23 protein-coding genes and 1 riboswitch are annotated in these 19675 nt (G+C 68.9%); of the genes, 15 read left to right on the plus strand and 8 right to left on the minus strand.

The window, feature by feature from the left end:
• Positions 1-2 precede the first annotated feature (2 nt).
• From LOS78_RS05075 to alr, 3 genes are read right to left on the minus strand one after another with little or no spacing between them, the layout of a single operon-like run.
• Complete coding sequence (locus tag LOS78_RS05075; RefSeq protein WP_230375916.1) at positions 3-740, minus strand: ABC transporter ATP-binding protein; 738 nt, start codon at positions 738-740, stop codon at positions 3-5.
• The gene (locus tag LOS78_RS05080; protein WP_028711273.1) at positions 740-1498 is read right to left on the minus strand and encodes an ABC transporter permease; all 759 of its coding nucleotides are present in this window, start codon (positions 1496-1498) and stop codon (positions 740-742) included. Before LOS78_RS05080 ends, LOS78_RS05075 begins: the two co-directional genes overlap by 1 nt.
• Positions 1495-2514: an alanine racemase gene (gene alr / locus LOS78_RS05085; protein ID WP_230375918.1), complete on the minus strand. Its 1020-nt coding sequence runs from the start codon at positions 2512-2514 to the stop codon at positions 1495-1497. The genes LOS78_RS05080 and alr overlap by 4 nt, the downstream gene beginning before the upstream one ends.
• Before the next feature lie 158 nt (positions 2515-2672).
• Here alr and LOS78_RS05090 point away from each other — a divergent pair, with 158 nt between their 5' ends.
• From LOS78_RS05090 to LOS78_RS05120, 8 genes are all read left to right on the plus strand, one after another.
• Positions 2673-4205, plus strand: coding sequence for an acyl-CoA carboxylase subunit beta (locus LOS78_RS05090; protein ID WP_028716477.1), 1533 nt, complete (start codon positions 2673-2675; stop codon positions 4203-4205).
• Between the two features lie 24 nt (positions 4206-4229).
• Positions 4230-4883 (plus strand): DUF6497 family protein, encoded by a 654-nt coding sequence (locus LOS78_RS05095; RefSeq protein WP_230375920.1) that lies wholly within the window; start codon positions 4230-4232, stop codon positions 4881-4883.
• Between the two features lie 184 nt (positions 4884-5067).
• Positions 5068-5199: a hypothetical protein gene (locus LOS78_RS22000; protein WP_256380431.1), complete on the plus strand. Its 132-nt coding sequence runs from the start codon at positions 5068-5070 to the stop codon at positions 5197-5199.
• 93 nt (positions 5200-5292) lie between these two features.
• Entirely contained in the window at positions 5293-5715 is a 423-nt protein-coding gene (locus LOS78_RS05100; RefSeq protein ID WP_230375921.1) for a hypothetical protein, read from the plus strand.
• Positions 5716-5872: 157 nt separating this feature from the next.
• Positions 5873-6118 (plus strand): hypothetical protein, encoded by a 246-nt coding sequence (locus LOS78_RS05105; protein ID WP_028711278.1) that lies wholly within the window; start codon positions 5873-5875, stop codon positions 6116-6118.
• Between the two features lie 66 nt (positions 6119-6184).
• Positions 6185-6412 carry a hypothetical protein gene (locus LOS78_RS05110; RefSeq protein WP_028711279.1) on the plus strand — a complete coding sequence of 76 codons (228 nt, stop codon included), beginning with the start codon at positions 6185-6187 and terminating at the stop codon, positions 6410-6412.
• A gap of 96 nt (positions 6413-6508) precedes the next feature.
• Positions 6509-8566, plus strand: coding sequence for an acetyl/propionyl/methylcrotonyl-CoA carboxylase subunit alpha (locus tag LOS78_RS05115; RefSeq protein WP_028711280.1), 2058 nt, complete (start codon positions 6509-6511; stop codon positions 8564-8566).
• 49 nt (positions 8567-8615) lie between these two features.
• Positions 8616-9275 (plus strand): hypothetical protein, encoded by a 660-nt coding sequence (locus tag LOS78_RS05120; protein WP_230375924.1) that lies wholly within the window; start codon positions 8616-8618, stop codon positions 9273-9275.
• Here LOS78_RS05120 and LOS78_RS05125 read toward each other — a convergent pair.
• Both LOS78_RS05125 and LOS78_RS05130 read right to left on the minus strand, forming a co-directional pair.
• Positions 9241-9423 (minus strand): hypothetical protein, encoded by a 183-nt coding sequence (locus tag LOS78_RS05125; protein WP_230375925.1) that lies wholly within the window; start codon positions 9421-9423, stop codon positions 9241-9243. The two genes, LOS78_RS05120 and LOS78_RS05125, sit on opposite strands and share 35 nt — an antisense overlap.
• A gap of 99 nt (positions 9424-9522) precedes the next feature.
• Complete coding sequence (locus LOS78_RS05130) at positions 9523-10047, minus strand: DUF4174 domain-containing protein (protein ID WP_230375926.1); 525 nt, start codon at positions 10045-10047, stop codon at positions 9523-9525.
• A 57-nt stretch (positions 10048-10104) separates the two neighbouring features.
• Between LOS78_RS05130 and scpA the strand changes: the two genes are divergently transcribed.
• The 4 genes from scpA to LOS78_RS05150 all read left to right on the plus strand — a co-directional run bounded on the left by scpA (position 10105) and on the right by LOS78_RS05150 (position 14976).
• Positions 10105-12249, plus strand: a complete 2145-nt coding sequence (gene scpA / locus LOS78_RS05135) for a methylmalonyl-CoA mutase (protein ID WP_028711284.1) — start codon at positions 10105-10107, stop codon at positions 12247-12249.
• Between the two features lie 118 nt (positions 12250-12367).
• Positions 12368-12856 carry a GNAT family N-acetyltransferase gene (locus LOS78_RS05140; protein ID WP_230375928.1) on the plus strand — a complete coding sequence of 163 codons (489 nt, stop codon included), beginning with the start codon at positions 12368-12370 and terminating at the stop codon, positions 12854-12856.
• Positions 12857-13061: 205 nt separating this feature from the next.
• Positions 13062-13595 carry a hypothetical protein gene (locus LOS78_RS05145; protein ID WP_028711286.1) on the plus strand — a complete coding sequence of 178 codons (534 nt, stop codon included), beginning with the start codon at positions 13062-13064 and terminating at the stop codon, positions 13593-13595.
• 64 nt (positions 13596-13659) lie between these two features.
• Positions 13660-14976 carry a homoserine dehydrogenase gene (locus LOS78_RS05150; protein WP_028711287.1) on the plus strand — a complete coding sequence of 439 codons (1317 nt, stop codon included), beginning with the start codon at positions 13660-13662 and terminating at the stop codon, positions 14974-14976.
• A gap of 73 nt (positions 14977-15049) precedes the next feature.
• Here LOS78_RS05150 and LOS78_RS05155 read toward each other — a convergent pair whose 3' ends face one another.
• Positions 15050-15694: a GntR family transcriptional regulator gene (locus LOS78_RS05155; RefSeq protein WP_028711288.1), complete on the minus strand. Its 645-nt coding sequence runs from the start codon at positions 15692-15694 to the stop codon at positions 15050-15052.
• A 44-nt stretch (positions 15695-15738) separates the two neighbouring features.
• Positions 15739-16422, minus strand: a complete 684-nt coding sequence (locus LOS78_RS05160) for a M48 family metallopeptidase (protein WP_230375929.1) — start codon at positions 16420-16422, stop codon at positions 15739-15741.
• Positions 16423-16571: 149 nt separating this feature from the next.
• On the opposite strand from LOS78_RS05160, the gene LOS78_RS05165 reads away from it, so the two are divergent.
• Complete coding sequence (locus LOS78_RS05165) at positions 16572-16892, plus strand: FYDLN acid domain-containing protein (protein WP_028711290.1); 321 nt, start codon at positions 16572-16574, stop codon at positions 16890-16892.
• A gap of 94 nt (positions 16893-16986) precedes the next feature.
• Positions 16987-17436 (plus strand): NUDIX hydrolase, encoded by a 450-nt coding sequence (locus tag LOS78_RS05170; RefSeq protein ID WP_230375931.1) that lies wholly within the window; start codon positions 16987-16989, stop codon positions 17434-17436.
• A 3-nt stretch (positions 17437-17439) separates the two neighbouring features.
• Here the strand turns inward: LOS78_RS05170 and LOS78_RS05175 are convergent, their stop codons facing one another.
• Positions 17440-18081 carry a TenA family protein gene (locus tag LOS78_RS05175; RefSeq protein WP_230375933.1) on the minus strand — a complete coding sequence of 214 codons (642 nt, stop codon included), beginning with the start codon at positions 18079-18081 and terminating at the stop codon, positions 17440-17442.
• Between the two features lie 66 nt (positions 18082-18147).
• Positions 18148-18279, minus strand: a riboswitch (TPP riboswitch).
• 167 nt (positions 18280-18446) lie between these two features.
• Between LOS78_RS05175 and LOS78_RS05180 the strand changes: the two genes are divergently transcribed.
• Positions 18447-19637 carry an AI-2E family transporter gene (locus tag LOS78_RS05180; protein ID WP_028711293.1) on the plus strand — a complete coding sequence of 397 codons (1191 nt, stop codon included), beginning with the start codon at positions 18447-18449 and terminating at the stop codon, positions 19635-19637.
• The last annotated feature ends 38 nt before the right edge of the window (positions 19638-19675 follow it).

Consider the following 19675-nt stretch of genomic DNA (forward strand, 5'->3'; position numbering starts at 1 on the left):
CATCACGCGCCGGGACCCCGCGCCATGGGGCGGGCCCGGCCTGCGACGAAATCCCGCAGGTAGTCGTCCTCGGCCGCGTCCATTTCGGCGACCCCGCCCTGCCAGCGGACCCGCCCTCGGTCCAGCAGCGCCACGCGGTCGGCGATGCTGCGCACCGAGCTCATGTCATGGGTGATGGTGATGGCGGTGGCGCCGGTCTCGTCCACGATGCCGCGGATCAGCGCGTTGATCGCCGCCGCCCGGATCGGGTCCAGCCCGGTCGTCGGCTCGTCGAAGAAGATCACCTTCGGGTCGGCGGCGATGGCGCGGGCCAACCCGGCGCGCTTGCGCATGCCCCCCGACAGCTCGGCCGGGTAAAGATCGGCCACCTCGGGGCCAAGGCCGACGCGGGCCAGCTTTTCCACGGCGATGGCGCGGGCGCGTGCCCTGGGCATGGTCCGCAGCAGCCGAAAGGCGACGTTGCGCCAGACGGGCAGGCTGTCGAACAGCGCCGCGTTCTGGAACAGCATGCCGAAATGCTCCATGAACGCGCCCCGCTGCCCGGCCAGCGGCCGGCCCTGCCACAGGATCGCGCCGGCATCGGGCGTCTCCAGCCCCAGGATACAGCGCAGGAGCACCGACTTGCCGGTGCCCGAGCCGCCGATGACCACCAGGCTTTCGCCCTCGGCCAGGTCCAGGTCCACGCCGTCCAGCACCCGCTTGGCGCCATAGGCTTTGCACAGGCCGCGCACCGAGAGCATCAGAAGAACAGCCCCGTCAGCGCGAAATTGGCAGCGAGGATGCCAACCGAGGCCGCGACCACGGCATTGGTCGTCGCCCGTCCGACCCCGGCCGCGCCGCCGGCGGCCGTCATGCCGAACCAGCAGCCCGACAGCGCCACGATCAGCCCGAAGACCGCGCCCTTCAGCAGGCCCGAGACCACGTCCCAGCTTTCCAGATAGGCCCAGGAATTGGACAGGTAGAGCGCCGAGTTGAACCCCAGCGCATTCACCCCGATCAACCAGCCGCCCATGATGCCGATCACGTCGCCGACGCCCACCAGAACCGGCACGCACAGAAGCGCCGCCCAGAGCCGGGGCGAGACCAGCCAGCCCATGGGATCGGTGGACAGCGTCACCAGCGCGTCGATCTGCTCGGTCACCCGCATGGTGCCCAGCTCGGCCGCGATGGCGCTGGCGACCCGGGCCGCGACCATCAGCCCGCCCAGCACCGGGCCCAGTTCGCGCGCCATGCCGATGGCGACGATGGCGGGCACCACGTCCCCGGCCTGGAAACGTTCGCCCCCGGAATGGATCTGCAGGGCCAGCGCCGCGCCGGTGAACAGCGCCGTCAGCCCCACCACCGGCAGCGACAGCCAGCCGATCTGCATGACCTGCCGCGCCAGCTCCGCCGGGTGCTGCCCGGCACGCGCCAGCCCGCGGGCGGCAAAGATCGCCACCCGGCCCGTCATCCGGGCAAGGCCGATCGCCGCCCTGCCGGTCAGCCGGATCGGGTTCACAGCCAGCGACGCTCGTAGCGCCGGCCGAGCGAGGTCAGGATCTCGTAGCCGATGGTGCCGGACAGCGCCGCCAGGTCGTCGACGCCCTGCCGGGCATTCAGGATCTCCAGCGCCGGCGGCACGTCGGGCAGGTCGGTCACGTCGACGGTGATCAGGTCCATCGAGATGCGGCCGATCACCGGGCAGGCGCGCTCGCCGGCCCAAAGGCTCAGCTTGCCGTCCCGCGCCAGGGCCCGCGCCAGCCCGTCGGCATAGCCTGCGGCCACCGTCGCCACCCGCGACGGGCGCGCGGCGGTCCAGGCATAGCCGTAGCCCACGGATTCGCCGGGTTTCACCTCGCGCGTCTGGATCACCGGCAGCGCCAGCGTGACCACCGGCTGCGCATCGCCAAAGGGCTCGCCGCCGTAAAGCCCGATGCCGGGCCGCACCAGGTCGAAATGATAGTCCGGCCCCAGCAGGATGCCCCCCGTCGCCGCCAGCGAGCGCGGCGCGGCCACGCCCTCGGTCATGGCGCGGAAGGCGGCGAGTTGCCGGGCATTGGCCGCATGGTCCGGCTCGTCGGCGCAGGCCAGGTGCGACATGATCAGAGCCGGCCCGCCGGCCAGCGCCTCGGCCCGGACCGCGGCCCATTCGCCGGGCTCGAAGCCCAGCCGGTTCATGCCGCTGTCAAGCTGGATGCCGAAGGCTCCGCGCGGCCGCAGCGCCCGGTCGCGAAAGAACTGCTCGGGGCTGTTCAGCAGCGGAATCAGCCCGGCCAGGTCGGCGCCCTCCATATGGCCCGACAGCACGAAGATACGCGCATCCTCGGGCAGAAGCGGCCGGATCGCCTGTCCCTCCGAGGCCAGAGCCACGAAGAAATCCCGCACGCCTGCCGCATGAAGCGCCGGCGCCACGCGATCCGCGCCCAGCCCATAGGCGTCGGCCTTGACGACGGCCGCCGCCCGCGCGCCGGGGGCCTTGGCCGCAAGCGCCTTCCAGTTGGCCACGATGGCCGGAATATCGATGACGAGTCCCATGGCAGCGGCATGGCTCTTGCCCATGGCGGCGTCAAGGCTTTTGCCAATTTTGCTATTTGCAGCGCAATTGGCTAGCATATTTTGCAAATTTTCGCCTTTCTGCTTCCCGCATGGGCGCCGAGCCGATAGTTTGCGCCAAACCCAAAGGGAGACGGCTCATGAAGGACATCCTCGGCGAACTGGAATCGCGCCGCCGCGATGCGCGGCTGGGCGGCGGGCAGCGGCGCATCGACGCCCAGCACGCCCGCGGCAAGCTGACCGCGCGCGAGCGGCTCGAGCTGCTGCTGGACGAGGGCTCCTTCGAGGAATTCGACATGTTCGTCCGCCACCGCTCGACCGATTTCGGCATGGAGGAGGACCGCCCCTATGGCGACGGCGTCGTCACCGGCTGGGGCACGATCAACGGCCGCATGGTCTATGTGTTTTCGCAGGACTTCACCGTCTTCGGCGGCTCGCTGTCGGAAACCCATGCGCAGAAGATCTGCAAGATCATGGACATGGCGGTGCAGAACGGCGCCCCGGTGATCGGGCTGAACGATTCGGGCGGCGCGCGCATCCAGGAGGGCGTGGCCAGCCTCGCCGGTTACGCGGACGTGTTCCAGCGCAACATCATGGCCTCGGGCGTGGTGCCGCAGATCAGCGTCATCATGGGCCCCTGCGCCGGCGGCGCGGTCTATTCGCCGGCGATGACCGACTTCATCTTCATGGTCAAGGACACCTCCTACATGTTCGTGACCGGCCCCGACGTGGTCAAGACGGTGACGAACGAGGTGGTGACGGCCGAGCAGCTGGGCGGCGCCTCGACCCATACCAAGAAATCCTCGGTCGCCGACGGCGCCTTTGAAAACGACGTCGAGGCGATGTCGGAAATCCGCCGGCTGGTCGACCTCTTGCCGCTCAACAACCGCGAGAAGGCGCCGACCCGGCCGTTCTTCGACGACCCGAACCGGATCGAGCCCAGCCTCGACACGCTGATCCCCGACAACCCGAACCAGCCCTATGACATGAAGGAACTGATCCTGAAGGTCGCGGACGAGGGCGATTTCTACGAGATCCAGAAGGATTTCGCCGCCAATATCATCACCGGCTTCATCCGCATCGAGGGCCAGACCGTCGGCGTGGTCGCCAACCAGCCGATGGTGCTGGCCGGCTGCCTCGACATCGACAGTTCGCGCAAGGCGGCGCGCTTCGTGCGCTTCTGCGACGCCTTCGAGATCCCGATCCTGACCTTCGTCGACGTGCCGGGCTTCCTGCCGGGCACCGGGCAGGAATATGGCGGCGTCATCAAGCACGGCGCGAAGCTGCTCTTTGCCTATGGCGAGGCGACGGTGCCGAAGGTGACCGTCATCACCCGCAAGGCCTATGGCGGCGCCTATGACGTCATGGCCTCCAAGCACCTGCGCGGCGATTTCAACTATGCCTGGCCCACGGCGGAAATCGCGGTGATGGGCGCCAAGGGCGCGGTCGAGATCCTGTATCGCAGCGAGCTCGGCGATGCCGAAAAGATCGCCTCGCGCACCAAGGATTACGAGGACCGCTTCGCCAATCCCTTCGTAGCCGCCGAAAAGGGCTTCATCGACGAAGTGATCCAGCCGCATTCGACGCGCCGCCGCGTGGCGCGCGCCTTTGCCAGCCTGCGCGGCAAGAAGCTGTCGAACCCCTGGAAGAAGCACGACAACATCCCGCTGTAACGGCGGACGACCGAGGGAGGAAGCATGTCGGGACTTGCGGCGATCGGCTTTGCGCTGGTGCCTCCGGCCGTTCTGGCCGGGGCAGCGGGCGCTGCGCTGGCGCAGGATACCGCGGGCGACATCACCCTGCCCTCGGGCGCCGTGGTGCGCTGGCAGGAGACGCGGCACGACGATGCCGGCGGCTTCGGCCTGACCTATCGCTTCCGCTTCGTCATGCCCGACCTGGCGCAGCGCGTGCCGGCGACCAGCGGCCCGGCCACGGATTTCGCGGATGACGAGGCCCGCGGCCCGATCGAGATCGACACCGAAAGCGGCGAGACCGGGGGCGCCGAGCCCGATGACGGGCTGATCGACCCCGCGGCGCTGGAGGATCTGACCGAGGCCGATATCCCCGACGAAGCCGACGAGCAGGCCGCGGACGCGCTGATCGGCGAGCCGGTGCTGCCCGCCGCGCCCGATGTGCTGGCCCAGGACCCGGTGCATGACGATATCGTCTGGCTGTGCGAGAACTGGGCCCTGCCCCGCATCGCCGCGCCCGCGCCGCGGCCCAGCCAGATCATCATCAGCCTTTCGGATCGCGAACTGCCCTTCGGGGCGCTGGACCCCGAGGCGGTGCAGCTGTTCGAGGCCTTCCGCCTGCCTCCCGACCGCGACGTCTGCGAATGGGAGCCGTGGTGATGGCCGTTTCCCCGCGCCCTGATGCAAGCCTGCCACAGCCGCCCGCAGCAGCGCCCGCCTGCCTGCGGGGTGCCTGTCGGCACTGCGCGGCGCTGGCTATGATGGCGCCGCGGCCGCATGGGGCGGCCGAATCTCAACCGAGCAGTCGGGACGCAAGCGTCCCGCATTACAGGAGCACGACGACATGTCGAAGAAGCTTGCACTGGCCCTCGTTCTCGTTGGCCTCGCCGCGGCCTGCGCCAAGAAAGAGCCCGAAGTCACCCCGATTCCGGTCCAGCCCGAGCCGGTCTTCCAGGGCAAATACGGCGCCAACTGAGCCATTGGCCGCGCGCGGGCTGCAAGGCGGCCCGCGCCATCCGCGTCCCGCCCGCCCCCCGCGCGATCACGCAATCATCCAAGGGGGCAAGACATGCTGAAGCATCGCGGCTTTCCGGGCCGCCTTCCCGGCACCGATTTCCAGTTCACCATCCGCCGCGCCAACAAGAAGGGGGCGACCCCCCTGGTCCGGCGCGAGCGCTATCGCGACCGCAAGCCGGCCGACCGCCGCGCCGATACCGCCTTTCTGGCCGCGCTGATCGAGCATTTCGGCGAGGAACCCTTTCAGCGCGGCAATCTCGACGCCGGGCGGCTGTCCTGGCTGATCGGGCGCGAGGTGGTGCCGGTCGGCAAGCTTGATCCCACCGATTACGACCAGCTGCTGCGCGTGGACCTGAAGCGCGCCGAGGCAGGCTTTCCGGAACTCTTCGCCGAGGACGCCCCGGAATTCGACTGGGACGAGGCCGATTGGGACGACGAGGACTGGGACGACGAAGACGAGGACCCGCGTCGATGATCGGCCAGGGAACGGACGGGCCGCGGATGGGCGGATTGCCGCGTAGTGACGCGTTTTCACACCGTTGTCAGTTTCTTCCCGAAATGCTGCATGCAATATTGTGGGCACCTCTCTCATCAACGGCCCGTAACCGGGTCCATAATACAGGCAAAAAGCTATGCAAAAATCCGTCATCCTCCGTCTTTCCGGCGCGGTCCTGCTGGTCGCCGGCCTTGCCGCCTGCGAACAGGGCTATGGCGGCGGCGCGACCCTCTCGCCCGACGCGCAGCGCGCGGCCGGCGGGGCGCTGGCCGGTGCGGCCGTGGCAAAGATCATCGACGGTGACGTTGCCACCGGCGCGCTCATCGGCGCGGCTGGCGGCGCGCTTTGCGACGACGCTGGCGTCTGCCAGCGCCGCTACTGATTTCAACAGGGCCGACAGCGCAGGGCAGACCGCCCGCGCCGCAGCCCGCATCCCGGAGCAAACGAGATGTCCAAGAAACTCGTCCTCGCGCTCGGCCTTGGCCTGTTCGGCCTGGCCGGCTGCACCCAAGGCATCAACCCGACCGACATGGACCGCGGCCTCATCGGCGCCGGCGTCGGCGCAACCGCTGCCTATGTCGGCGGCCATAACGTCGCCAAGGGCGCGGCCATCGGCGCTGCCGCCGGCGCGCTTTGCGACGACGTCCGCCTCTGCGAGCCGAACCGCCGCTACTAAGCCGCGCGGCCATAACCCATTGCCGTTTTCAGGCCGTCCCGGCACCCTGCCGGGGCGGCTTTTTCACGTCCGGGATCTGCCCCAAGGGAAAGAAGCATGTTCAAGAAAATCCTGATCGCCAACCGGGGCGAGATCGCCTGCCGGGTCATCAAGACCGCCAAGAAGATGGGCATCCAGACCGTCGCCGTCTATTCCGACGCCGACCGCAACGCGCTGCATGTCAAGATGGCCGACGAGGCTATCCATATCGGCCCGCCCCCCGCAAACCAGTCCTATATCGTGATCGACAAGATCATGGAGGCGATCCGGCAGACCGGGGCCGAGGCGGTGCATCCCGGCTACGGCTTCCTGTCCGAGAACATGAAATTCGCCGAGGCGCTGGAGAAGGAAGGCGTCACCTTCATCGGCCCGCCCTCGCCCGCCATCGAGGCGATGGGTGACAAGATCACCTCGAAGAAACTGGCGCAGGAGGCCGGGGTCAGCACGGTTCCGGGCTATATGGGCCTGATCGCCGATGCCGATGAGGCGGTGAAGATCTCGGGGCAGATCGGCTATCCGGTGATGATCAAGGCCAGCGCCGGCGGCGGCGGCAAGGGCATGCGCATCGCCTGGAACGATCAGGAGGCGCGCGAGGGCTTCGAATCCTCGAAGAACGAGGCGGCGAACAGCTTCGGCGACGACCGCATCTTCATCGAGAAATTCGTCACCCAGCCGCGCCATATCGAGATCCAGGTGCTGGCCGACAAGCACGGCAATTGCGTCTACCTGCACGAGCGCGAATGCTCGATCCAGCGCCGCAACCAGAAGGTGATCGAGGAAGCCCCCTCGCCCTTCCTCGACGAGGCGACCCGCAGGGCCATGGGCGAGCAGGCCTGCGCGCTGGCCAAGGCGGTGGGCTATACCAGCGCCGGCACGGTCGAATTCATCGTCGATGCCGACAAGAACTTCTATTTCCTGGAAATGAACACCCGCCTGCAGGTCGAGCATCCGGTGACCGAGCTGATCACCGGCATCGACCTGGTCGAGCAGATGATCCGCGTCGCGGCGGGCGAGCCCCTGCCCTTCGCCCAGGCGGACCTGAAGATCAACGGCTGGGCCATCGAAAGCCGGCTCTATGCCGAGGATCCCTATCGCAACTTCCTGCCCTCGATCGGCCGGCTGACCCGCTATCGCCCGCCGGCCGAGACCGCCGCCGGGCCGATGGTCGAGGCCGACCGCTGGGTGCCCGCCCATCCCGGCGACCATCCGCCGGTCGCCGCGACCGGGGTGCGCAACGATACCGGCGTCTACGAGGGCGGCGAGATCAGCATGTATTACGACCCGATGATCGCCAAGCTCTGCACCTGGGCACCGACCCGCGAGGCCGCCATCGAGCAGATGCGGCTGGCGCTGGACGAGTTCGAGGTCGAGGGCATCGGCCACAACCTGCCTTTCCTGTCGGCGGTGATGGACCATCCGAAATTCGTCTCGGGCGACATCTCGACCGCCTTCATCGCCGAGGAATATCCCGACGGCTTCCTGGGCGCGACGCTGCCCGATGCCGAGATCACCCGCGTCGCCGCCTCGGCCGCGGCCATGCATCGCGTGGCCGAGATCCGGCGCGCCCGCATTTCGGGCCGGCTCGACAATCACGAGCGCCATGTCGGCGAGCATTGGGTCGTCTTCGTCGCCGGCAAGGAGATCCCGGTGCGCATCACCGCCGACCGCCAGGGCTCGACGGTCGAGATCGACGGGCGCAAGCTGCGCGTCGAAAGCGACTGGCTGCCGGGGCAGTCGCTGGCACGGCTGTCCGTCGACGGCTCGCCGCTGGTGATGAAGGTGGACCGGCTGCCCTCGGGCTTCCGGCTGCGGGTGCGGGGCGCGGACCTGAAGACCTATGTCCGCCGCCCGCGCGCCGCCGAGCTGGCGCGGCTGATGCCCGAGAAACTGCCGCCGGACACCTCGAAATTCCTGCTCTGCCCGATGCCGGGCCTGATCGTGCGGATCAATGTCGAGACCGGCGACGAGGTGCAGGAAGGCCAGGCGCTGGCCACGGTCGAGGCGATGAAGATGGAAAACATCCTGCGCGCCGAAAGGAAGGCGGTGGTGAAATCCGTCAACGCCCAGCCGGGCGAAAGCCTCAAGGTCGATGACGTGATCATCGAGTTCGAGTGACAGGCAACCGCCGGGCGCCCGCCAGCGCCCGGCCAAGGGATCGGGGATCATGCCGGTTTTCGACGACTATCTCAGCCCCCATGCACAGCAGGCGGTGATCGCCGGGCTGTTCATCGCCACGGGCTGGTGGGTCGTCGCCTTCCAGAACCGCCGCCGCGATGCCAAGCTGCGGGCCGAGCGGGTCGATGACATGCAGCGCGCGCTGCTGGCCGAGGTGCGCGCCCATGTCGTCGCGCTGGAGCGCCAGGTGCAGGACGGGCGCTTTGACACGCTGCTGTCGCAGATCGAGGAAGGCAATGCCGGCCTGGTCATCGCCCATAGCGGCAACGACCGCATCTTTCGCGCCGTGCTGCCGGACATCCACCTGCTGCCGGGGGGTGTGATCGACCCGGTGGTCATCTATTACCGGCTGATCGCGGTCATGGATTCCATGGCCGAATCCATCCGCCGCATGGCCCGCAGCCGTCCCGAGAGCGCGGCCGACATGATGCTGGACTATATCCTGCTGAACCAGGAAGCGCGCGAGGCCGGGCTGGACGTCCTGGAAGTGCTGACCGCCAGCCTGCGCGGCGGCGAGGCCGAGATCCAGGCCATGCTGCGCAAGCAGCGCGAGGATGCGGCCCGGCTGATCGCCGCCACCTTGCCCGGCGAATTGGCCGGGCTGCGTGATCGCCTCAATAGGCGATCTTCGGACCGGAGCGGCCTCTGATGGGCTTCAGGCCGATGACGCTGGTGATTTCATTCGCGCTGCGGGTGCGGCGCAGCCGATCGATCACCTGTTCGGTGGCCGTGTCCGGCTTGCGCGGCCGGGGCGGAGCGGCCTCGTCGGTCACGCGCGTCAGGGACGATTTCGCCATGGCACAGCTCCTTTGCAGCGGGCAGCACGTCTGCCCTGGCCTCAAGATAAGGCGTCAAGCCCCTTGTCGCAATGAAGGAGTTGCGATTTTCGCAACATCCTATGGCAGCCCGGCCCGGCCGATCTCGCGCAGGCGCAGCGGGAACTTGTCGATGGCGCGGGTGATCTCGCGCACCGACCAGGGCACGGGCTTGCGCTGCTTGACCTGGCCGTCCTTGTCCATCAGCACCAGCGAAAACCCCTCGGGGCGCAATTGCCGGCGCCAGACGCTGGCCGTGGCCGGGTCGGTATCGGTCACCACCACCACGTCGCGGGCCAAGAGCGGCGCCGGATCGCGCTGCAGGGCGGTCAGCTGCTCGACGAAGGCCGGGTCGGCCGCCGTATCGGCAAAGATCACCACCGGCCGGGCCTGCCACATGAATTCCGCCGGGTCGGCCTCGGCCGCCGGCAGCACGGTCAGTTCGCGCTCTGCCGGCCCGGCGGGCGCGGCCGTGCCTTCGCTGCGCGCGGCGGGCACTTCGCCGCGGACATACGGGCGATGGCCGTCGGCCTCGCCCTCGGGCCTGGGCCCCATCGCCGCCAGAAGCGGCACCGCCGCCAGAAAAATCAACCGTTTCAGTTTCATCGCCCCCTCTACTCTCTCTTCATATAAGAGCAGAGGGGCCATGGGAAAGGATGCAAGATGAGCGAAAACACGAAAGCCTCCCTGGAGGAATGGCGCAGGCTCGCCAGCAAGGAGCTGAAAGGCGCCGATCCGGACAGCCTGACCTGGCACACGCTGGAGGGAATCGAGGTCAAGCCGCTCTATACCGAAGAGGACGTCCGCGACCTGCCGCATCTGGGCAGCCTGCCCGGGATCGAGCCCTATACCCGCGGCCCGCGCGCCACCATGTATGCCGGCCGGCCCTGGACCATCCGGCAATATGCGGGGTTTTCCACTGCCGAGGAATCGAACGCCTTCTATCGCAAGGCGCTGGCGGCGGGCCAGCAGGGCGTCTCGGTCGCCTTCGACCTGGCCACGCATCGCGGCTATGACAGCGACCATCCCCGGGTCGAGGGCGACGTGGGCAAGGCCGGCGTCGCCATCGACAGCGTCGAGGACATGAAGATCCTGTTCGACGGCATCCCGCTGGATAAAGTTTCCGTGTCCATGACCATGAACGGCGCGGTGATCCCGGTGCTGGCCAATTTCATCGTGACGGGCGAGGAACAGGGCCATTCCCGCGCCGTGCTGTCCGGGACCATCCAGAACGACATCCTCAAGGAGTTCATGGTCCGCAACACCTATATCTATCCGCCCGAGCCCTCGATGCGGATCATCGCGGACATCATCGAATACACCTCGAACGAGATGCCCAGGTTCAACTCGATCTCGATCTCGGGCTATCACATGCAGGAGGCGGGCGCGAACCTGGTGCAGGAGCTGGCCTATACGCTGGCCGACGGGCGCGAATATGTCCGTGCCGCTTTGAAGGCCGGCATGGACGTGGACCAGTTTGCCGGGCGGCTGTCCTTCTTCTTCGCCATCGGCATGAATTTCTTCATGGAGGCGGCCAAGCTGCGCGCCGCGCGCCTGCTGTGGACGCGCATCATGAAGGAGTTCGACCCGAAGAAGCCGGGCAGCCTGATGCTGCGCACGCATTGCCAGACCTCGGGCGTCAGCCTGCAGGAACAGGACCCCTACAACAACGTGGTGCGCACCGCCTACGAGGCGATGGCCGCGGCGCTTGGCGGCACGCAGTCGCTGCACACCAACGCGCTGGACGAGGCCATCGCGCTGCCGACCGAGTTCAGCGCCCGCATCGCCCGCAACACCCAGCTGATCCTGCAGGAAGAGACCGGCATCACACATGTCGTCGATCCGCTGGCGGGTTCCTATTACGTCGAGAGCCTGACCCATGAGCTGGCCGAGAAGGCCTGGGCGCTGATCGAGGAGGTCGAGGCCATGGGCGGCATGACCAAGGCCGTGGCCTCGGGGATGCCCAAGCTGCGCATCGAGGAAAGCGCCGCCCGCCGCCAGGCCATGATCGACCGCGGCGACGAGGTGATCGTCGGGGTGAACAAGTATCGGCTGGCCAAGGAAGACCCGATCGACATCCTCGACATCGACAACATGAAGGTGCGCGAGGCGCAGATCGCCCGGCTGCAGGCGATGCGCGCGGCGCGGGACGAGGCGAAATGCCAGGCGGCGCTGGACGAGCTGACGCGCCGGGCCAAGGAAGGCGGCAACCTGCTCGAGGCGGCGGTCGAGGCCGCGCGCGCCCGGGCCAGCGTGGGAGAGATCAGCATGGCGATGGAGAAGGAATTCGGCCGCCACCGGGCCGAGGTTAAGACGCTGGCCGGCGTCTATGGCGCCGCCTATGAGGGCGACGACGATTTCGCGCAGATCCAGCGCGACGTCGAGACCTTCGCCGAGCAGGAGGGTCGCCGCCCGCGCATGCTGGTGGTCAAGATGGGCCAGGACGGCCATGACCGCGGCGCCAAGGTGATCGCCACCGCCTTCGCCGATATCGGCTTCGACGTCGATGTGGGGCCGCTGTTCCAGACCCCCGAGGAAGCCGCGCAGGACGCCATCGACAACGACGTGCATGTGGTGGGCATCTCGTCTCAGGCGGCGGGCCACAAGACCCTGGCGCCGAAGCTGATCGCGGCCTTGAAGGACCAGGGCGCCGGCGACATCATCGTGATCTGCGGCGGCGTCATCCCGCAGCAGGATTACGATTTCCTGAAGAAGGCCGGGGTGAAGGCGATCTTCGGGCCGGGGACCAACATCCCCTCGGCGGCGCGCGACATCCTGAGCCTGATCCGCGAGGCGCGGGCGGCCTAGGCGCCCCGCCGGCAACGGCGCCTCTTGCCGGCGCCGTTGCATGGGTATTTGTGAAACAGAGAAGATGGCCAGCCGCCGCGCGAGGGATCGGGCCGCGGCTTCCAACCGGAGCAAGCCCATGATCATCCGACCTGCCGAGGAGCGCGACCTGGCCGCCATCCTGGATTTCTGGAATCCGCTGATCCGCGAGACGACGGTCACCTTCTCGAGCGAGGAGAAGACCGCGGAGGGGCTGGCGCGCATGATCGCCGGGCGCCGGGCGGCGGGGCGGGCGTTCCTGGTCGCCGAAGAGGCGGGCGAGGTGCTGGGGCTGGCGAGCTATGACCAGTTCCGCAGCGGCAACGGCTATGCGCATTGCATGGAGCACACCATCATCCTGGCGGCGGCCGCGCGCAGGCGCGGGGTCGGCCGGGCGCTGATGGCGGCGCTGGAGGATCACGCCCGCGCCGCCGGCGCGCATGGCATGATCGCCGCCGTCTCGGCCGAGAACGAGGCCGCGATCGCCTTTCACCGCGCCATCGGCTATGGGCCGGCCGGGCTTGTGCGGCAGGCCGGGCGCAAGTTCGGCCGCTGGCTGGACCTGGTGCTGCTGCAGAAGATCCTCTGACCGCGCCTTGCCTGTCGCCGGACGCTGTGGAACACTCGCGCCCGGAACGCGGAGGCAGGATGGACAACGGACGGGGCAGGCGGATCACCGGCATCACCGGCGAGGGAGACCCGGTGCGCGATCCATCCGTCGGGGTCCTTCCCCCGGCCCCGCGGGACGCGGGCCGAGGCCGCAGGCCCCCGCCCCCCGGCCGCATCGGTGGGCCATGGCGAGGATAGGCGCGCCGCCCGAGACCCATTACACCCTGCCGCCGGATTTCGCCGCCGCGCTGGGGCAATGCGTGGCGAATTTCGGCTGGCTGGAGGAGATCATCAAGCGCACCATCTATGCGCTCGACCGCGCCCGGCTGGCCGACGACCTGACCGAGGCCGAGCTGCAGACCTGGCTGACCCGCATGGGCGCCGTCGCCGATGATTCCATGGGCACGCTGATCGAGCAGCTGGACGCCGCCATGAGCCGCTATCCCGGCTTGCGCGACCGCAGCCGCATCACCGACCGGCTGGCCGAGATCCGGCTGCTGCGCAACCTGCTCTGCCATGCCTCCTGGCGTCCGACCGAGCATCGCGGGCGCTGGCATCCGGCCTTCGTCAGCACCAGGGGCGAGGTGCAGCGCGATCCGCTGGGCATCGACGACCTGAACCGCATCCGCGAGGAGACGGTCGAGATCGGCACCCGGGTGCTGCGGGTGATGCGCGCCACCGGCGTGCAAGGCTATTGGGCCGGGGACGACGAGGCGTAAGCCTTGCGTTGCAAGCCCGCGCGCCATCCGCTAACACCGCTTCGTCCATAGATAAGAGTTTCATATGTCCGCCCAGAACCAGGGGCAAAACGCCTCTCCGCTTCGTCTCGGCATCGCTGGTCTCGGGACGGTCGGCACCGGCACCGTCAAGATCATCCAGAAACACGCCGCCCTGCTGGGCCTGCGCGCCGGCCGGCCCATCGCCATCACCGCCGTCAGCGCCCGCGACCGGATGAAGAACCGCGACCTGGACCTGTCCGGCTATGCCTGGGAAGACGACGCCCGCGCCCTGGCGCTGCGCGAGGACGTGGACGTCCTGGTCGAGCTGATCGGCGGCGACGAGGGCATCGCCCGCGAGGCAGTGACCGCCGCGTTGCGCGCCGGCAAGGATGTGGTGACCGCCAACAAGGCGCTGCTGGCGATCCACGGCCAGGAGCTGGCGGAACTGGCCGAGGCCCATGGCCGGGTGATCCGCTTCGAGGCCGCCGTGGCCGGGGGCATCCCGGTGATCAAGACCATGACCGAGTCGCTTTCCGGCAACGAGATCCGCCGCGTCATGGGGGTGATGAACGGCACCTGCAACTATATCCTGACCCGGATGGAAAGCGCCGGCCTGCCCTATGAGACGGTCTTCGAGGAGGCGCGGCAGCTGGGCTATCTGGAGGCCGACCCGACGCTGGACGTGGGCGGCATCGACGCCAGCCACAAGCTGGCCATCCTGGCCGCCATCGCCTTCGGCACCCGCCCCAGCTTCGACGCGGTCGAGATCGAGGGCATCGAGCGGGTCAGCATCGACGACATCCGCCGCGCCGCCGACATGGGCTATCGCATCAAGCTGCTGGGGGTGGCACAGATGACCGGGCGCGGGCTGGAACAGCGCATGTCGCCCTGCCTCGTGCCCGCCGACAGCCCCTTGGGGCAATTGCAGGGCGGCACCAACATGGTGGTGATCGAGGGCGATGCGGTCGGCCAGATCGTGCTGCGCGGCGCCGGCGCCGGCGAGGGCCCGACCGCCAGCGCGGTGATGTCAGACGTGGTCGAGATCGCGCGCGGCGTCAGGATGCCGAGCTTCGGCCAGCCCGCCGAGACGCTGGCCAGCCCGCAACCGGCGCGCACGGCGGTGCCGGCGGCCTATTACATCCGCCTGCAGCTGACCGACAAGCCGGGGGCGCTGGCCAAGGTGGCCTCGGTGCTGGGCGACAGCGGCATCTCGATCGACCGCATGCGGCAATACGGCCATTCCCACAGCGAGGGCATCGCGCCGGTGCTGATCGTCACCCACAAGACCACCCCCGAGGCCATCGACCACGCCATCGAGGCCCTGCCCCGCACCGGCGTCATCGCCGGCGAGCCGGTCGAGCTGCGGATCGAGGAGGTCTGATCCGGCGCCGGCCGCGCCCGCCCGCGCTGCCGGATTCGGGGATTTCTGTAACGAAGAAATGGCCGCGCCGGGTTCAGGCCGTGCCCAGGTGGCGCAGGCCGTGGGTCACGTCGGCCCGGACCGCCAGCCGCAGCCCCGGCTCGTCCCCGGCGCGCAGCGAGGCCAGGATCATGCGGTGATGGCGCGGCGGCTCGTTGCGCTTGACCCGGCCGTAGAGCGCGCGCATGGTCGGGCCGAGCTGCAGCCAGACCGTCTCGACGATGGCCAGCATCGCCGGCGCCTGGGCGCGCAGGTAGAGCAGCCGGTGGAATTCCAGGTTGGTGCGGATATAGCCGATCGCGTCATGGCTTTCCGCCGCCTCGCCGATGGCGGCGTTGATCACCGCCATGCGCTCGATCAGCGCCTGATGGGCGCGCGGCAGGGCGCGGGCGGCCAGTTCCGGCTCGATCAGCCCGCGCAGCGCCGCCAGTTCCTCGATGCGCTCGACCGAAAGCTCCGGCGTGGTGATCCGCCCCGAGGAGGAGAGCGACAGCGCCCCCTCGGCCACCAGCCGCCGCACCGCCTCGCGCGCCGGGGTCATCGAGACGCGATGCTCGGCGGCGATGCCGCGCAGGGTCAGCGCCAGGCCGGGCGGCAGTTCGCCCAGCATGATGCGCTGGCGCAGGTTGCGATAAAGCCGCTCATGGGCGGAACTTTCCGAGGAACGCGAAGCAGTCATGCGCCAGCTGTGATCACAAAACCGGGCGCCGTCAAGTCCGCACGTCAGAGGCGGAACCGCCAGGCCAGCAGCTCGTGGCCGTGCCTGCGCAGCCAGGCGCGGTGGCGCGCGTAATCCGGCATCAGCCGCCCGGTCGCGGCCCAGAAGGCCGGCGAATGGTCCATATGCGCCAGATGCGCCACCTCATGCGCCGCGACATAGTCCAGCACCTCGGGCGGCGCCATGGCGAGGCGCCACGAGAACATCAACCGCCCGTCATGGGTGCAGCTGCCCCAGCGCGAGCGCGTGTCGCGCAGCGCCAGCGCCCGGAAGCCACGCCCCAGCGCCGCCGCGTGGCGGTCGCAGGCCGCGACCAGCCGGGCCTGCGCCAGATGCTTCAGCCAGACTTCCACCACCACGCCGGCCGGCCGGGCCTGCGGCACCAGCAGCGCCTCGTCGGTCAGCTCGACCCGGCGCGTGCCGGCCGGGGTGATGCGGCGCAGCCGCCCCTCGACCGGCAGCAGCGCGCCATGCTCGGCAAGCTGCAGCGCCGGCATTTCGGCCCGGGTGCGGCGCAGCCACTCGGCCCGCGACTCGGCAAAGGCGCGGCCGTCCGAAAGGCTGGTGCGGCTGGGCAGGGTCAGCACCACCTCGCCCCCCGCCCGCGCCACGCGCAGCGTCATGCGCCGCGCCCGGGCCGAGCGCCGCAGCGTCACCGGAATGTCGCCTCCGACCAGAATCCTGTCCATCTTGTCCCGCATCTTGCGATGGTCCGCCTGTTGCCCCATCTTTCCCCTGCACCGCCACCCGCCCGCAAGGGGAAAAGGCTTTGACAGCCCCGCGCGGCTATGGCAGGGGACAGCGGATTTACCTGAACGCGGCAGAAAAAGAGAATACCATGCCCAAAGAGGAATGGGGCACGAAACGCCTTTGCCCCCATTGCGCCACGCGCTTCTACGACCTGAGAAACGACCCGATGACCTGCCCCGCCTGCGGCGCAGAATTCACGCTGGAAAGCCTGACCAACGGCCGCTCGCGCTCGCTGATCTCGGAAAAGACCGCGGCGCGGGAAGAGGACCAGACCGATCTGGTCGATGACGAGGATCTGGACGACGACGCCGATACCGGCGATCTGGACGACGATCTGCTGGACGACGACGACGACGGCGACATGTCGCTGGACGACATCGCCGACGTGCCCGAGAGCGACGACGAATAAGCCCTCGTCCCGACTGGTCCAGGCCCCGGAACGCGACCCGCGGCCGGGGCCTTTCCTTTGGCGGCCGAAGATGCGGATCATCGACAGACAGGCCATGCGCGCCATCTTGCTGACCCCGGACGACCGGGTGCTGCTGATGCGCGTCGATTACGGCACCGGCGACTGGTGGATCACCCCCGGCGGCGGCGCCGAGCCCGGCGAGACCGCCGAGCAGACCCTGCGCCGCGAACTGGCCGAGGAACTGGGCTTCGCCCTGCCCGCGCTTGGCCCGCTGGTCTGGCGCCGCCGCGTCGCGATGACGCTGCGGCAGCGCCGCTGGCGGCAGTCCGAGGACTATTTCCTGATCGAGACCCCGGATTTCGTGCCGGTGATCCGGAACGCGCCCGAGGCCGGCGCCATCCGCGAATTCCGCTGGTGGAGCCTGCCCGAGATGCGCCATACCGGCGAGCGGCTGGCCCCGGCCGCGCTGCCGCGTATCGTGCTGGACTATCGCGCGAACGGGCCGCCCGGCAGCCCGCCCGAGATCGAGATCGTCGAGGATTGACCGTCAGGCCGCGTAGACCTCGTCGAAAAACGCCCGTTCCAGCGTGACGGCGCGCCGGAAGAAGTCGCGCGCCTGATCCACCGCTCCGGGCCCGGCCCGGTCGAACTCCTCGCGCAGGAAGCCGACGAAATCCCGGAAGAAGGCATTGTCGTGCAGCGTGATCCATTCGGCATGGACGAAACGCTCGGGCAGCGGCTGCGGCGCGCGGCTGGCCCAGTCAAGGTAAAGCCCCTCGGCCACGTTCAACACCGCCAGCACGGCGGGATAGCTGCGCGTCGCCGCCGCTTCGCGCATCAGCGCCTGGAACCCCGCGGTGGGCGCGCTGTCGGGGGTGGCGGCGCGATCCGCCTCGTCCACGCCGAGCGCCGCGAAGGCGCGCAGGAAATAGTCGTTTTCCTCGCCCGAGACCATGCCGGCGAAACGCCCGAAGCGCAGCCGCGATTCGAAGCGGTCGGCCGAGGCGATGGCCGCGCCCAGAAGCGTCAGGAAGGCGTCGAGAAAGCGGTGATCCTGCACCAGGTAACGCGCCATCGCCGCATCCGCGATGCTGCCGGCGAACAGCTCGCGCACGAAGCGGTGCTCGACGGCGGCGGTCCAGTCCGCGGCGCATTCCCGGCGCAGGGTTTCGAAAAAGCTCTCGGTCATCGGGGCCCTCATGGCTTGGGGCGAGACCGGGTTGCAGTTCGGCCTCGCGGTGAGGCCGGCAAAAGACAGGCGCATCCTTCCCATCCCTTCGCCGGCATGATCCGGATCAGGTTCGAAGGGTCACCGCGCCGCCCGTCGTCGGGTCGATCGAGGCCAGCGGTCTCTCAGCCCCTTGCCGGGACTCCCCTTGGTGGCGCCAGACTAGCGCGCGGCGCGGCGGCTGTCACGGCCTGCCCACAAGATCGTGAGCCGCGAAATCCGGAACCGGCCGGCTGCGGCGCGGCATTGCGTCTTGCAGCCGGGGGCGAGATGTTATCTCGTTGCCGCAGGGCGGGCGCTACCCGCCCGCAGTCAGGACCGGGACCATGACGACGGGCGAAATGCCGAAACCCACGACCGCGACAGAACTGAACGATCCCGCCGCCTCGCGGCAGAGCCCGAAACAGGTCGGGCTGCGCCTGCACCGGCCGCCGCTTCTGACCAATATCTCGGCCGCGCGCTGGCTGCTGCTGGCCATCGTGGCGGCCTCGATCTATTTCTTCCACGGCTTCCTGGTGCCGGTGCTGGCGGCCATGGTGATCGCGCTGGCCAGCTGGCCCCTGCGCGAGCGCGCCGCCCGCCAGCTGAACCTGGGCCGCACCGGGGCGGCGACGGTGCTGGTGCTGGTGCTGGTCTGCTTCCTGCTGATCCCCATCGCCATGGCGCTGATCTATGCCTTCCGCGAGCTGCGCGACTGGATCAACTGGGCGATCGTGGTCAACAGCTCAGGCGCGCCGACGCCGGGCTGGATGGTCGAGCTGCCGCAGGTCGGCGACTGGCTGGACGAGAACTGGCAGACCTATATCGGCCGGCCCGGCGGCATCAGCGAGATCGTGCAGCTGGTCAGCGGCTCGAATATCGGGGCGATCTATCGCGGCGCGGTGACGGCGGGGACGCTGGCCTTCCATCTGGCGCTGACCTTGCTGTTCATGCTGATTACCCTGTTCGTGCTGTATCGCGACGGCGACAAGATCGTGGCGCAGATCGACCAGGTCGGCCGCCGCATCCTGCCCGACCGCTGGAGCAGGCTGTCGCGCGTCGTGCCCGCGACGATCAGCTCGACCGTGACGGGCATGACCCTGATCGCCATCGGCGAGGGGGTGATCCTGGGCGTGGCCTATTGGCTGGCCGGCGTGCCCTCGCCGGTGACCTTCGGGGTGATCACCGGCTTCATGGCGCTGATCCCGGGCGGCGCGCCGCTGTCCTTCACCCTGGTCTCGGCCTATCTGGTGGCCAGCGGCTCGCCCGTCGAGGGGGCGGCGCTGTTCGTCTGGGGCACCTGCGAGCTGTTCGTGGTGGACAAGACCATCCGCCCGGTTCTGGTCGGCGGCCCGGTCAAGCTGCCGTTCCTGCCGACCTTTTTCGGCCTGATCGGCGGGGTCAAGACCATGGGCATCGTCGGGCTGTTCGTCGGCCCGGTGCTGATGGCGCTGCTGGTCTCGATCTGGCGGGAATGGCAGCGCGAGCTTGCCGAAGAAGAGCAGCGGCAGGACAGCAAGCTGATCGGCCTGGAATGACCGGGGCCTGACCGGCCCCCGGCGCATGAACGGCGGAA

Source organism: Paracoccus sp. MA, assembly GCF_020990385.1.
Lineage (GTDB): Bacteria > Pseudomonadota > Alphaproteobacteria > Rhodobacterales > Rhodobacteraceae > Paracoccus.